Origin of the sequence: Halopenitus sp. POP-27, assembly GCF_029889855.1 — an archaeon.
Classification (GTDB): domain Archaea; phylum Halobacteriota; class Halobacteria; order Halobacteriales; family Haloferacaceae; genus Halopenitus; species Halopenitus malekzadehii.
The window spans coordinates 15,167-27,479 of the sequence record NZ_JARANU010000023.1; the positions used below are offsets into that span (position 1 = coordinate 15,167).

Genomic DNA, 12,313 nt, shown 5'->3' on the forward strand with positions numbered 1-12,313 from the left:
GATAAAAATCCGACGACGCCGTGTCGAGGCCGTTCCCGCTGATCGCTCGAGGAGCCCGATGGTCTCGGTGCGTCACCAGACGAGCCCGATCAGCACCGTGCCGGCCGCCACGAGCGTGATGATCAGGACGCCGCGGCCGATCCCGGTCCGGATCTCCGCGTCGATCCCGACCCGACGCGCGGCGTGACGGGGGTTCATCGCGGTCCACTCGATCGCCGCGACGAGCCGCATCGTGAGCCGGTCGACGGCTGCCCATAACTCGGTCACCCCGATGACGAGTCCGCGGCCGACGTGGAAGAACGCCGGGTACGTGACCGCGTCGACGTCGCGCATTCGGTGGGCGATCCACGCCAGGGGACGTTTGAGCGCGAAGAAGCCGACGAATCCGGCGGTCAACAGCGCGGCGGATTCGGTCAGGTGGCCCGTGCTGTAGGGGTGCAGCTCCGCGAGCAGGTACTCCGTGTGGGGCATCAGTCCGAGCAGCGTCTCGTAGGAGACGCCGAGATAGATGCAGGCGCCGGCGGCGAGCGCCATCCCGACCGTCTGGAACGGCGTCGCGTCGCGCGGGGAGATCGAGGCGCTGCCGTGGAAGAACGTGTAGTAGCCGAGCTTGATGAAGGACATGAACGTCCCGACCCCGCCGAGGATGAGCAGCCACCAGAGCAGCCCGCCGTCGAGGGCGATCGTGAACTGGTGGATCTCGTGGGCGGAGTCGATCACCATTCCCTTCGAGACGAAACCGTTGAAGCCGGGGACGGCCGTGATCGACGCGGCGCCGACGAGATAGATCACGAACGCGATCGGGGTCTTCCGCCAGAGGCCGCCCAGCTCGCGGATGTCCTCCGTCCCAGTCCGGTAGATGATCACGCCGATCGCCATGAACAGCAGGCTCTTGTAGAGGACGTTGTTGAGCAGGTGGGCGAAGCCGCCGGCCAGCGCCTTCTCACCGACGTAGCCCGCCAGGCCGATCCCCGCGAGCATATACCCGACCTGCGCCTGGATGTGGTACGAGAGGAGCCGGCGCGGGTCGTACTGCAACAGCGCGAAGAAGGCACCGTAGACGGCCATCGCGCCGCCGAGGTAGGCCATCCACAGCCCGCCCTCCGGGAACGCCCGGTAGAGGACGTAGACGGCCGTCTTGGTCGTGAACACCGAGAGGAACACCGACGCCGCGATGTGGGGTCGCGGGTAGGTGTCCGGCAGCCAGGTGTGCAGGCCGATGAACCCGCAGTTGACCCCGATACCGAGCGCCGCGAGCAGCGCGGCCGAGTCGTGGATCCCCGTCTCGGCCGTGAACAGGAAGCTCTCGACCGCCCCGAAGTGGACGACGACGGCGCCGAGCAGCACCGTCCCGCCGATGCCGTGGAAGATCGCGTACCGGAAGCCGGCCCGCACCGCCGCCCCGCCGTGGTGCCAGACGAGCAGCGTCGAGGTGACCGCCATCAGCTCCCAGAAGACGATCAGCGTGAGCCAGTCGCCGGCGTAGATCGTCGCGACCGTCGAGGCGACGTAGATCAGCGCGAGCCCGGTCATCCACCGCGGCGCGTCGCTGCCGTAGGCGTAGATCACCGCCGCGGTCGCGAGGAACCCGACGACGACGCCCATCAGCCGGGAGAAGTCGTCGACGTTGAAGAAGACGACGTCGAACCCGAGGAACGTCGACGCCAGGTGTGGTCCGTACATCGCCGGGTCGAAGCTCACCGCCTGTACGAACACGAACGCGGTCGCGGCCGCCCCGAGCAGGTGTCCGAGTCGCCGCGGGAGGACGACCGCCAGCAGCGCGGCGATCGCCACGAGCAGGTACGGCGGGACCGTCGTCAGGAGGTCGCCCCCGACGGTACCGGTGGCGAGCGCGCCGCCCGAGATTCCGGCGATTCCGGCGGTCATAGACTCACCCCCGCGCCCTCGAGGCGCGTCTCGACGATGAGCTCGATCAGATCGAGGAACGCCATCTCGCTCGGGATCACGCCGAGCAGGACGGCCAGCCCCATAGCCGTCAGGATCGGCGCGAGCATGAACCACGTCGTCTCACGGCCCAGCAGGGCCGAGAGCCCACGGATCGGTCGCCAGCCGCCCGGCGGCGGACCGCCGTGGTGGTCGTGGTCGTCGTGGTCCATATGGTCGGCGTGGCCCGTATGGTCTGCGTGGTCCGTTTGGTCTGCGTGGTCACGCTGGTCACGGTCGTCGGGGCGGCCAGCATCGCGGTCGTCGGAGCCGCCCTCGGGGGCGAACGGAACGTCCGTGTCGGAGGGGTTCGCATCGACCGCGTAGTTCCCCGTGTCGACGCGTTCGGCGGGCTCCGAGAAGTCGCGATCCCCCGGCGCGAAGTCGGGCCGGACGACGCCGTCGTCGACGTTCGCCTCGGTTCCGTCGTCGCCGCTCTCGGTCGGATCGTCCTCCTCGGATCCGGCCTCGTCCTCGGCGTCCGGGATCGGCGTTTCGGCGTCAGTGCCGGTTGCGGTCCCGTCTTCGCGCTCGGTGCCGTCGTCGTCAGACCCCGTGCGATCGCCGCCGTCGGTTCTGAGGGCGTCGATCGTCGCCGCCGTCCGGCCGCCGAGCGGGAACTCGACGAGCGGCTTGGCGTCGTGGGCGTCCTCCGCCTCGAAGAAGGCGGTGTAGACGACCGGCCAGAAGTACGCGATGTTGAGCACGCCCGACAGCAACAGCGCCCCGGCGAGGTAGTAGCCGATCGGCGTCAGCGTCGCACCCATCGCGACCCCGCCGATCAGCATATAGAACTTGCTCACGAACCCGGCGACGAGCGGGATGCCGGCCATCCCCGCGGCCGCCACCGTGAAGGCGGCCATCGTCACCGGCATCCGCTTTCCGATGCCGGCCATCTCCGAGATGTAGTCCGTGTGGGTCTCGACGTGGATGCAGCCCGCACAGAAGAACAGGGTGAGCTTCATGAAGGCGTGTGCGGGAATGTGCAACAGCGCACCCACGAGCCCGTGCCAGCCGAAGAGCCCGAGCCCGAGCAGGATGTAGCTGAGCTGGCTCACCGTCGAGTAGGCGAGCCGCTGTTTGAGGTGGTCCTTCCGCAGGGCGATGATGCTGGCGGCGGTCAACGTGATCGCGGCCATCACCGACAGCCAGACGCCGACGCCGAGATCGAAGACGACCTCGGGCCCGAAGACGTCGAGGACGATCCGCGAGACGCCGAACGCGCCGGACTTGACGACCGCCACCGCGTGGAGCAGCCCCGAGACCGGCGTCGGCGCCACCATCGCCTCCGGCAGCCACTGGTGTAACGGCATCAGGCCGGCCTTCACGGCGAACCCGACCCCGAGCAGGACGAAGGCGATCTTCGCCATCAGGGGGTCGCTGCTGGCCGCGGTCGCGAGCGCGTCGATCCCGCCCGCCGAGAAGGCGACGGTCGGCTCTCCGACGAGGCCGGTGAGCCAGTAGACCAGCACGGTGCCGGCGAGCACGAACACGCCGCCGCCGAACATCGTGTACGCGAGGTACTTTCGGCCAGCGGAGCGCGCCTCCGGCGTCTCGTCGTGAGCGACCAGCGGATAGGTCGCGATCGACAGCAGCTCGTAGAAGATGAAGATGGTGATCAGGTTGCCGGCGAAGGCGATCCCCATCGTCGTCGACAGCGAGACCGCGAAGGCGGCGAAGTACCGCGTTTGGTTGGGCTCGTCGAGCCCGCGCATATACCCGATGCTGTACAGCGACGTGATGATCCACAGCCCGCTGGCCAGGACCGCGAACAGCATCCCGAGCGGGTCCGCCCGCAGAGTGAACTCGACGTATGGCAGGAAGGTCACGACCTCCGTGACGTAGACGGTCCCGGCGAGCACGCCCGGCAGCAGCGAGACCACGGCGGCGAACTTCGCGATCGCCGCAAGCAGCGTCCACCCCTCACGCAGGTTCGGCCGGCGGTGGGACGCGACGATGGCCCCGCTGGCCACGAACGATACGAGAACGACGAACAACGGTCGCAGTGAGTCGACTTCGGTCATTTAGATCATCCTCCCGAGGAACGGTCCGAAGAGATCGGCGGCAGCGAACCCGGCGAACCCGAGCCCGACCGCGATCAGCGCGACGACGACGAGCACGACGAACGCGCCGGTCGGAACGTCCCGCTGCTCCGTCCGACCGCCGTCCGGTTGGGCCGGGGTCCCCGGTCCGGTCGGACCGTCTGCGGCGGAAGCGGCCGATCCGGCGTCACCGGGGCCGGGATCGGTGCCCGCAAAGTACAGTTGCTCGATGATCCGGGCGACGTACGCCAGCGTGAACAGGGTACTCACGAGTATCACGGCCGCGATCCCCAGTGCGGCGAGGTCACCGCCACCGGCGGCCTCCACCGCCCCGAGCGCGATGTACCACTTGCCGAGCAGGCCGATGGAGGGCGGGATCCCGACGAGCGCGAGTCCGAGGACGACGAACGCCCCCGAAAGGTACGGTGCTCTGCGGGCGAGGCTCGCGAGGTCTGCAACCCGTCGAACGCCGTAGCCGTATGCGAGCAGGCCGACGGCAAGGAACAGCCCGAACTTGAGCAGGCCGTGGCCGAGCAGATGGATGATCCCGCCCAGCAGCGCCGTCTCGTTTGCCAGCGCGATCGCGGCGACGATCATCCCGAATTGTGCAACCGACGAGTAGGCGAACAGCCGCTTGAGATCGGACTGCATCACTGCCAGCACCGATCCGACGAGGATCGAGACGCCGGCCGCCAGCAGCATCGCGTTCGTGATTCCGTCGTTCGCGGCGAGGAACTCGACCGTGAAGACGGTGTAGGTGATGCGCAGCAGGGCGTAGGCCGCCGACGTCGAGACCAACGCCGCGATGAACGTCGTCACCGCGTCGGGCGCGCGCTGGTAGGCGTCCGGCTGCCAGACGTGCAGCGGGAAGACGGCGATCTTCAACGAGAGGCCGACGACGATGAGCGCGTAGCCGGCCCGGATCAGGGGGTCGCCGTAGCCGACGGTCGCGATCGTCGCCTGGAGGTCGATCATGTTCAGCGACCCCGTCGCCAGGAAGGTGTAGCCGACGCCGACCAGGTACAGCGAGGCGCCGACGGTGCCCACCAGCAGGTACTTGATCGACGCGTACGCGCTGGCGCCCGACCGGTCGGCCGCGACGAGCGCATAGGTCGTCAACCCGACGATCTCAAGGAAGACGAACAGGTTGAACAGGTCGCCGGTGAGCGAGATCCCCATCAGGCCGCCGGTCAACAGCAGGTAGCCTGAGTAAAACGCGTTCCCGCGAGGGCCGGTGACCCGCGAGAGAACGAGCGTCCCGGCCGCCACGAGCGCGACCAGGACCACGAGTGCCGCCGACAGCTCGTCGGCGACGAGCTCGATGCCGTACGGCCGCTGCCAGCCGCCGAGCTCGTGGACGATCCCGTACTCGGTCGGCGGGCCCTCCACGAAGACGATCCGGGCGATCCAGGAAGCGATCCCGACGAGCGAGACAGTCGTGATCGCGGCGATCGGCCAGCCGATCCGGTCATACTGGGTTCCGAACAGGAGCGGGAGCGTCGCCGCGAGGATCGGAACCACGATCGCAAGCGGAAGCAGGAGGTCGCTCACGCGTTCTCACCCCCTGTGGAGCCGTCGCCGGCTGCCGGGAGGTCGTCCTCCTCGGCCATCGCCTTCCGGAGCGCGTCGGTTCGGAGGGTTCCGTACTCCGTGTAGATCCGGATACAGAGCGCGAGCCCGACCGCGGTGAGGCTCACGCCGACGACGATGGCGGTCAGGACGATCACCTGCGGGAGCGGGCTCACGAGACTCGCCTCCGCACTCCCGCTCCCCTCGACGATCGGGATCGACCCGCCACGAACGTACGCGGAGGCGATGAAGAACAGAAAGATCGCCGTCTGGAACAGGTTGAGGCCGATGATCTTCTTCACGAGATGTGGATTCGCGATCATCATGTACAGGCCGATGCACAACAACACGGTGAACACCGCGTAGGCGTGCCGCGTTGCGAGGACGTCGAGGGCGAGTTGGATCGGTAGGTGGTCGGTCATCGGTCGTCCTCCGTGGTCGCGTCGTCCGTCGATCCGTCGGTCGTCCGGGTGTCGCCGGTATCGCCGGCCGTGGTGTCGTCGATGGGTGTATCGTCGATAGGTGTGCCGTCGGTGGGTGTGCCGTCGGTGGTCGCGTCAGCGATCTCGGTCTCGGTTCCGGCGCCGTCCCGGTCGTCGAAGCCGGCCGCTAACAGGAAGAAGAGACCGACGAGCACCCCGGCGACGATCGGAGCGATGCCGAGGATCTCCACGCCCTCCATCCCGTATTTGACCGGGTGCGGGATCGGCAGTCGGGCGTACTCGAGGAACGTCCCGCCGTCGACAAGCCCGACGAGACCGATCCCCCCGAAGACGAGGACGCCGCCGACCGCGAGACCGACGACGACGACGTTCGTGAACCACTCGCGCGTGGCGTCGATCCCGAACGCGAAGGCGATCATCAACACGACCGCGGCCGCGATCGCGCCGCCCTGGAAGCCGCCGCCGGGCGAATCCGCCCCGTGGAAGGTGACGAACAGCCCGAAGGTCAGCGCGAACGGCGCGACCACCTTCACGGTCGACATAATCACCTGACTCTCCGTGTAGGGCGTCTGCTGGCGTTGGACCTCCGAGAGGTGTGGCCGATCGTCGCGGCCCGAGTACGTGGGCTCGATCGGCGGGCGATCGGAGACGTCGGGTGCGTCCGACGCGTCCGACGCGTCTCCGGAGCCAGCATCGACGCCGTCGACGTCGTCGCCGGCATCGGGCGCGTCGCTCACGAGAACACCTCCCGGTGGAGCACCAGCATCGTCGCGATGCCGGCCCCGAAGACGACGACGGCCTCGCCGAAGGTGTCGAACCCACGGTAGGAGGCCAACACCGCCATCACCGTGTTGCCGACGCCGGTGTCGGCGTAGGTGTTCTCGAGATAGTAGCCGGTGACGTCCGGATTCGCGTAGACCGGCGCGCTTGGGTCCCCGACGGCCGGCATCTGGGTCACCGTCACGAGCATCACGGCGCACAGTCCGCCGACGGCGAGCGCGGCGATGGGATCGACGCGCTCGAAGACGGCTTCGTGGTTCATCCGCGAGGTCTTCGCGATCGTGAGCAGCAGGAGGACGGTCGTGACGCCGGCGGAGATCGCCGCCTCGGTCAGCGCCACGTCCGGCGCCCGGTAGAACGTGTACAGCGCCGCCATCCCGAGGCTGTAGGCCCCGAAGACGATGATCGACGAGAGCACGTCGCGGGCCAGTGCGGTCACGACCGCCGTGGCGATCACGAAGATGAACAGCGCCGCCTCGATCGCGGTTACGGTCGCGCTCATCGGCGCTCGTCCCCCTCGGTCCACGGAACGTTTCCGTCCTCGAAGGCCGCTCGAGCGACCGCGTGGGCCGCGGTCGGGTTGGTCACGAAGATGAAGAACAGCAGGATGGCCGTCTTCACCGAGGCACCCTGCCACCCGAGCGTGAGCGCGACCGCGGCCAGGCCGAAGCCGGCCCCGAGCGTGTCCGCCTGCGAGGCGGTGTGTGCGCGCGCGTAGACGTCCGGCAGCCGGATCACGCCCGCCATCGAGACGAACGTGAAGAACAGCGCCCCGGCAAGGAGCGCGAGGATCAGGACGACTCGCGCCGTCGTGACCGGGTCGAGTGACCCGAGCGCCATCAGAGAACACCCCCGCGTTCGACCGTGAACTTCGAGACGGCGATCGCCATCAGGAAGTTCAGTAGCGCGTACACGATCGCGATGTCGAGGAACGTCGGCTCGTCGAGCGCCGCGCCCAACAGCGCCAGGATGACGACCGTGTTCGTTCCGAGGACGTTGACCGCGAGCACGCGGTCCTGCATCGTCGGGCCGACCACGGCGCGGTAGAGCATCCCGAGCGCCAGCACGACGAAGCCGGCCGCACCGGCCAACAGCACGTCGCCGACCGTGTAGCCGCCGGCGATCGCGAGGTCGGCGATGCTCATCGGCGATCACCGTCCTCGTCGACGTCCGACTCGGGTCCGCCATCGGTAGCCGCAAACGGCATCGGCTCGTCGGCGTCGGGACCCTGCAGCACCGCGCAGTCGTCGCGTTCGCGGGGCGTCGGCAGCCGGGCGGCCTCCCGGCCGTAGAAGACGAAGCGGGTCCACCGCTCGAGCCCGCCGTCGAACAGGCCCTCACGGGCCCACGGGATCAGGGTGTGGACGTATAGATCCGCGTCGCGAGCACGCACCGTCAGCGTCCCCGGCGTCAGCGTGATCGAGTTGGCGAGCGTCGTCACGGGCAGCCCGGATCCCACGAGCACGCGCATCCGCGTCATCGTCGGGTCGATCGGCAGCGACGGCGAGAGGATGACCCGGGCGACGACGACGTTCGATTTGAGGATCTCGAGAAGCAAGGAGGGGACGTAGATCAGCCCGCGAACCAGCCGGAGCGGCGACTCCCGCAGCGTCGGGTCGTGGTCCAGGCTCACCTGGGACAGCGAGATCGCGACCACGAGGGCGGTCGCGACGCCGGTCACGAGGTCGAAGGGATAGGTCGGGTCGCCGAGGACGAGATAGAACGCCAGCGACCCGCCGAAGACGGTCGCGAACCGCGGGCCGGTGATCTCGGAGACGAGTCGCTCGCGTCGGGAGGGCCGATCGACGGGTGCCTCACGGACCGACAACGGGGTGGACGCCAGCTCGAACTCCATCGGCTGGAGGAGGGTGGTGTTCCCGACCGGCGTGTACTCCGGATCGAGCACGACCGTCCCGATCCCGTGCTCGTCGGCGTACGTATGAAGCCGGTCGGCGTACTGACGCGGCCCGAAGAGGTAGACGTCCTCCGCGATGAGCGCGGTCTCGATCTCGATGCCGTTTTCGGATACATCGGCGTCCTCGAGGTCGTATCGCGCCCAGTCGGCGGCGTCCGCGAGCAGGTCCCGCGCCGTCGTCCGCCGGTCGTCGATCCGGGGATCGTCGTCGCGCCAGGAGGCGAGGTAGACGAAGTGGATCGCCGAGACGTCCCCGTCGGCGGCCGCCGCGGCGACGTGGGCGACCGTCGCCCGCAGGGTCGCGGTGTCCTCGATCGGGACCACGACGCGGCCGTTAGCCACCGGGGCCACCTCCGGGAACCGTCGTTAGGGCGTGTGGAAACGACATACAGGATTCTCATTCGTGACGTGGCACGGACACCTCAAAACAGTTCTTATCTTTCCGACGGCACGATGGGCGTTCGGCTTCGACACAGCACCCGCAGTCAACCGTTCGAGATTCCCTGCGTCCGTCCGCCAGTCGCCCAACTACGCCCCGAGAACGTCGGCCAGCCGCTCGGCGACGCGTCCCGCGACGACGTCCTTACTCCCGCGAGCCTCCTCGACGTCGTCGGGGTCCGACTCGCCGGCGACGAGCAGCACGCGCGTCTCGTCGGCACCCATCACGCTCGCGTCGTTGGCGACGACGAACGCGAGCCCGACGCGGTCGTAGATCCGGTTCGCCTCCCGCACCATCGCGGCGTCGTCGCCCGACGTCTCGGCTTTGAATCCGACGATCGGCAGGTCCGGGGACGCCTCCCGAACGGCGTCGATCAGCTTCGGGGTCGGCTCCAGATCGACCGACAGCGGCGATCCGGATCGGATCTTCTCGTCGACGGCGTCCGCGGTGAAATCGGAGATCGCCGCGGCCGACACGAGTGCGTCCGCGGTCACGCAGGCGTCCGTGACGGCCGCAAGCATCTCGTCGGCCGTCTCGACGGGGACGACCTCGGCATAGCCGACCGCGGGACCGTCCTGGACGAGGGTGACGTCGGCGCCCCGGATGTAGCACGCGCGGGCGACCGCACGCCCGGTCTTGCCCGACGACCGGTTCGTCAGGATCCGAATGGGGTCGATGTACTCCTTGGTCGCGCCCGCGGTGACGACGATGTGCCTGCCGGCCAGGGAGTCGGGCGTCGTCGCACGGGCGAGCTCCGTGAGGATCGTCTCCTCGCTGGCGATCTTCGCCTTCCCCTCCTCGATCCGGGGATCCGCGAAGCGCACGCCCCACGACTCCAGCGTGTCGAGCGCCTCGAGCACGCCCGGGTGGTCGTACATCGGCTCGTGCATCGCGGGCGCGAACACGACCGGCACGTCGGCGCCGAGCGCGGTCGTCGCACAGGTCGTGACGGGCGTATCGTCGATCGCCGCCGCCATCTTTCCGGCGGTGTTGGCGGTTCCCGGCGCGATCAGCAGGACGTCGGCCCAGCCCTCGACGCCGCACAACTCGACGTGTTCGACCTCCCCGGTGATCTCCGTCACCACGTCCGCCTCGGTCGCGAACTCGAGCGCCCACGGGTGCACGATGTTCGAGGCTGCCGGCGTCATCACCGCGCGCACGGCCGCGCCCCGGCGACGAAGCTCGTGGGCGAGTTCGACGGTTTTCACGGCCGCGATGCTACCCGTCACGCCCAGCGCGACGTTGACCCCCGAGAGCATTAGCCGGGCGTTCGGGCGTGCCGGTTAAATACTCTCCCGAAACGCGGCGCGCGGCGGGGCAACGCCGATCGACGGGCGGGAGACCGCCGTCGCCGACGCCGGCGCCCTGCCCGTGAGCGGCCGAAAAGCACTTTCCATCCCGCCACACATCGACGGTGTATGCCCTCCAGCATCCTCCTCCAAGAGGGAGCGATGGCGATCGTGTTCCTGTTCGGACTGCTGATGCTTGCCGTCCAGATCGCGTTGATCGTCTGGACGTATTCGGACGCCCAACGAAACAGCAGCCACCCCGCGTTCCTGTGGGCGATCGTGATCTTCTTCGCGCCCCTCCTCGGGATCGTGTTGTACCTCCTGCTCGGCCGCGATCTGGTCTAGCCGGACGGGACGGCCGGACGGTCAGTTCGGAAACGACGACGGAGATTGACGAGACGGAACCAGTTTGTGTGACCCCTCCGTATCGGAGCCCACCCAATGGGCCCAGTCGGATCCCTCCGCGGCGAGATCGGCAGTCTCCGGGCGAACGGTCGGGGACCGATCCTGGCCACCGTGGCCGGTGGGTGGGGAATGCTGCTCGGCGCACGGATGATCTATCCAGTGTTGTTGCCGTACCTCCGGTCGTCGTTCGACCTCAGCCTCACGGTCGCCGGCTTGCTGGTGACGGTCCTGTGGTTGGGGTCGGCGCTCGGCCAGCTGCCGGGCGGCGTCCTCGCCGACCGCTACAGCGAGCGCCTCGTGATGGCGGTCGGCGCAGCCGTCGTCGCGCTCGCACTGTGTGCCGTGATCGCCGCACCCACCGCGGCCGTGTTGTTCCTCGCGACCGGACTGGTCGGCGTCGGTCAGTCGCTGTACCCGATCGCGCGCATTACGATCCTGTCGAAGATCTATCCCGACCGTATCGGTAGCGCGCTCGGGGTGACGATGGCAACCGGCGACCTCGGACAGACGGTGCTGCCACCCATCGCGGGCGCGCTCGCGGCGGCGATCGCCTGGCAGGCCGGCCTCGGGTTCCTCGTGCCGCTGCTGTTCGTCGCCGCGATCGCCCTGTGGGTCGTCCTCCCGGCCCAACGATCGACCGGTACCACCGGGGAGACCCTCTCGGCCGATCACGCCCGACACGTTCTCGCCGAGTTGCGACGATCGAACATGGCCTTCGTGGCGTTCATTCTCTTTTTATATATCCTGATCTGGCAGTCGTTCACCGGGCTCTATCCGACCTATCTCGTCGACGAGAAGGGGCTCTCCTCGGCGACCGCAGGGATCCTCTTCAGCGGGTTCTTCGCGGTCGGCGTCCTCGTGAAACCCCTCGCCGGCGCCGCCTACGATCGGGTCGGGATCCGCCGTTCGCTTGTCGCCGTGCTCGTGGGCCCGATCGCGGGGTTGGCGCTGCTCCCCGTCGTCGAGGGCTTTTGGGCGCTGGCCGGGATCACCGCGCTCGTCAGCACGATGCTCGGGTCGGGCGCCATCACCCAGTCGTTCCTCTCGGACACGATCCCCCAGGAGATCCGCGGGACCGGCCTCGGCGTCGTTCGCACGTCGGCGGCCACCCTCGGTGCCGCCGGCCCGGTCGTCTTCGGCGCCATCGCCGATCGGGGTTTCTTCAACGAGGGGTACCTGCTGTTGGCGGCGATCATGGCCATCGTCGTCCTCCTCACGCTCCGGCTTCCGGACGAGTGATCGACGGTGGCGGCCGATCGGTGGTAGCGGTCGCTCGGTGGTGGCGGTCGCCCCCCGAGCAACGTACAAAGGTAAAGTGGCTGTGTCGTCGATACGTGGGTATGACTGACGGGGACATCGACGCCGTCGACAGGGCGATCCTGTACGCGCTACAGGAGGATGCCCGAAACCTGTCGTCCGGAGACATCGCGGCACGGACCGACACCTCGGACAGCACCGTCCGCAAACCCAATCAGCGGCTCGAGTCG

At 68.5% G+C, this 12,313-nt stretch carries 13 protein-coding genes; 3 read left to right on the forward strand and 10 right to left on the reverse strand.

Translation table 11 applies throughout. The annotated features are described in order from the left end of the window. Nucleotides 1-72: 72 nt before the first annotated feature. The 10 genes from OQF70_RS12545 to coaBC form a co-directional block, all read right to left on the reverse strand. A complete protein-coding gene (locus tag OQF70_RS12545) occupies nucleotides 73-1,887 on the reverse strand; it encodes a Na(+)/H(+) antiporter subunit D (RefSeq protein ID WP_280537969.1) in 1,815 nt (604 codons plus the stop codon). Continuing rightward, on the reverse strand, nucleotides 1,884-3,968 hold the full coding sequence (locus tag OQF70_RS12550; protein WP_280537971.1) for a proton-conducting transporter membrane subunit: 2,085 nt from the start codon (nucleotides 3,966-3,968) through the stop codon (nucleotides 1,884-1,886). Before OQF70_RS12550 ends, OQF70_RS12545 begins: the two co-directional genes overlap by 4 nt. Further along, nucleotides 3,969-5,537 (reverse strand): proton-conducting transporter membrane subunit, encoded by a 1,569-nt coding sequence (locus OQF70_RS12555; RefSeq protein ID WP_280537973.1) that lies wholly within the window; start codon nucleotides 5,535-5,537, stop codon nucleotides 3,969-3,971. It abuts the gene before it with no gap. Then, nucleotides 5,534-5,977, reverse strand: coding sequence for a cation:proton antiporter subunit C (locus tag OQF70_RS12560; RefSeq protein WP_280537974.1), 444 nt, complete (start codon nucleotides 5,975-5,977; stop codon nucleotides 5,534-5,536). Before OQF70_RS12560 ends, OQF70_RS12555 begins: the two co-directional genes overlap by 4 nt. Continuing rightward, entirely contained in the window at nucleotides 5,974-6,735 is a 762-nt protein-coding gene (locus OQF70_RS12565) for an MnhB domain-containing protein (RefSeq protein ID WP_280537976.1), read from the reverse strand. Before OQF70_RS12565 ends, OQF70_RS12560 begins: the two co-directional genes overlap by 4 nt. Beyond that, the gene (locus OQF70_RS12570) at nucleotides 6,732-7,280 is read right to left on the reverse strand and encodes a DUF4040 domain-containing protein (protein ID WP_280537977.1); all 549 of its coding nucleotides are present in this window, start codon (nucleotides 7,278-7,280) and stop codon (nucleotides 6,732-6,734) included. The genes OQF70_RS12565 and OQF70_RS12570 overlap by 4 nt, the downstream gene beginning before the upstream one ends. Beyond that, complete coding sequence (gene mnhG / locus OQF70_RS12575; protein WP_280537979.1) at nucleotides 7,277-7,618, reverse strand: monovalent cation/H(+) antiporter subunit G; 342 nt, start codon at nucleotides 7,616-7,618, stop codon at nucleotides 7,277-7,279. Before mnhG ends, OQF70_RS12570 begins: the two co-directional genes overlap by 4 nt. Next, nucleotides 7,618-7,923 (reverse strand): cation:proton antiporter, encoded by a 306-nt coding sequence (locus tag OQF70_RS12580; RefSeq protein WP_280537980.1) that lies wholly within the window; start codon nucleotides 7,921-7,923, stop codon nucleotides 7,618-7,620. Before OQF70_RS12580 ends, mnhG begins: the two co-directional genes overlap by 1 nt. Then, the gene (locus tag OQF70_RS12585) at nucleotides 7,920-9,035 is read right to left on the reverse strand and encodes a monovalent cation/H+ antiporter subunit E (protein WP_280537982.1); all 1,116 of its coding nucleotides are present in this window, start codon (nucleotides 9,033-9,035) and stop codon (nucleotides 7,920-7,922) included. Before OQF70_RS12585 ends, OQF70_RS12580 begins: the two co-directional genes overlap by 4 nt. Before the next feature lie 186 nt (nucleotides 9,036-9,221). Further along, on the reverse strand, nucleotides 9,222-10,391 hold the full coding sequence (gene coaBC / locus OQF70_RS12590; protein WP_280537984.1) for a bifunctional phosphopantothenoylcysteine decarboxylase/phosphopantothenate--cysteine ligase CoaBC: 1,170 nt from the start codon (nucleotides 10,389-10,391) through the stop codon (nucleotides 9,222-9,224). Between the two features lie 159 nt (nucleotides 10,392-10,550). On the opposite strand from coaBC, the gene OQF70_RS12595 reads away from it, so the two are divergent. The 3 genes from OQF70_RS12595 to OQF70_RS12605 form a co-directional block, all read left to right on the forward strand. Then, a complete protein-coding gene (locus OQF70_RS12595; RefSeq protein ID WP_280537985.1) occupies nucleotides 10,551-10,766 on the forward strand; it encodes a PLDc N-terminal domain-containing protein in 216 nt (71 codons plus the stop codon). A gap of 96 nt (nucleotides 10,767-10,862) precedes the next feature. Then, a complete protein-coding gene (locus OQF70_RS12600) occupies nucleotides 10,863-12,065 on the forward strand; it encodes an MFS transporter (protein ID WP_280537987.1) in 1,203 nt (400 codons plus the stop codon). A gap of 101 nt (nucleotides 12,066-12,166) precedes the next feature. After that, nucleotides 12,167-12,313 (forward strand): AsnC family transcriptional regulator (locus tag OQF70_RS12605; protein WP_280537988.1); only part of this gene is annotated, 147 nt, incomplete at its 3' end.

Coding starts and splice junctions, on each gene's coding strand:
- OQF70_RS12545 (WP_280537969.1), bottom strand. CDS start 1,887: ATGACCGCCGGAATCGCCGGAATCTCGGGCGGCGCGCTCGCCACCGGT.
- OQF70_RS12550 (WP_280537971.1), bottom strand. CDS start 3,968: ATGACCGAAGTCGACTCACTGCGACCGTTGTTCGTCGTTCTCGTATCG.
- OQF70_RS12560 (WP_280537974.1), bottom strand. CDS start 5,977: ATGACCGACCACCTACCGATCCAACTCGCCCTCGACGTCCTCGCAACG.
- OQF70_RS12570 (WP_280537977.1), bottom strand. CDS start 7,280: ATGAGCGCGACCGTAACCGCGATCGAGGCGGCGCTGTTCATCTTCGTG.
- mnhG (WP_280537979.1), bottom strand. CDS start 7,618: ATGGCGCTCGGGTCACTCGACCCGGTCACGACGGCGCGAGTCGTCCTG.
- OQF70_RS12580 (WP_280537980.1), bottom strand. CDS start 7,923: ATGAGCATCGCCGACCTCGCGATCGCCGGCGGCTACACGGTCGGCGAC.
- coaBC (WP_280537984.1), bottom strand. CDS start 10,391: ATGCTCTCGGGGGTCAACGTCGCGCTGGGCGTGACGGGTAGCATCGCG.
- OQF70_RS12595 (WP_280537985.1), top strand. CDS start 10,551: ATGCCCTCCAGCATCCTCCTCCAAGAGGGAGCGATGGCGATCGTGTTC.
- OQF70_RS12600 (WP_280537987.1), top strand. CDS start 10,863: ATGGGCCCAGTCGGATCCCTCCGCGGCGAGATCGGCAGTCTCCGGGCG.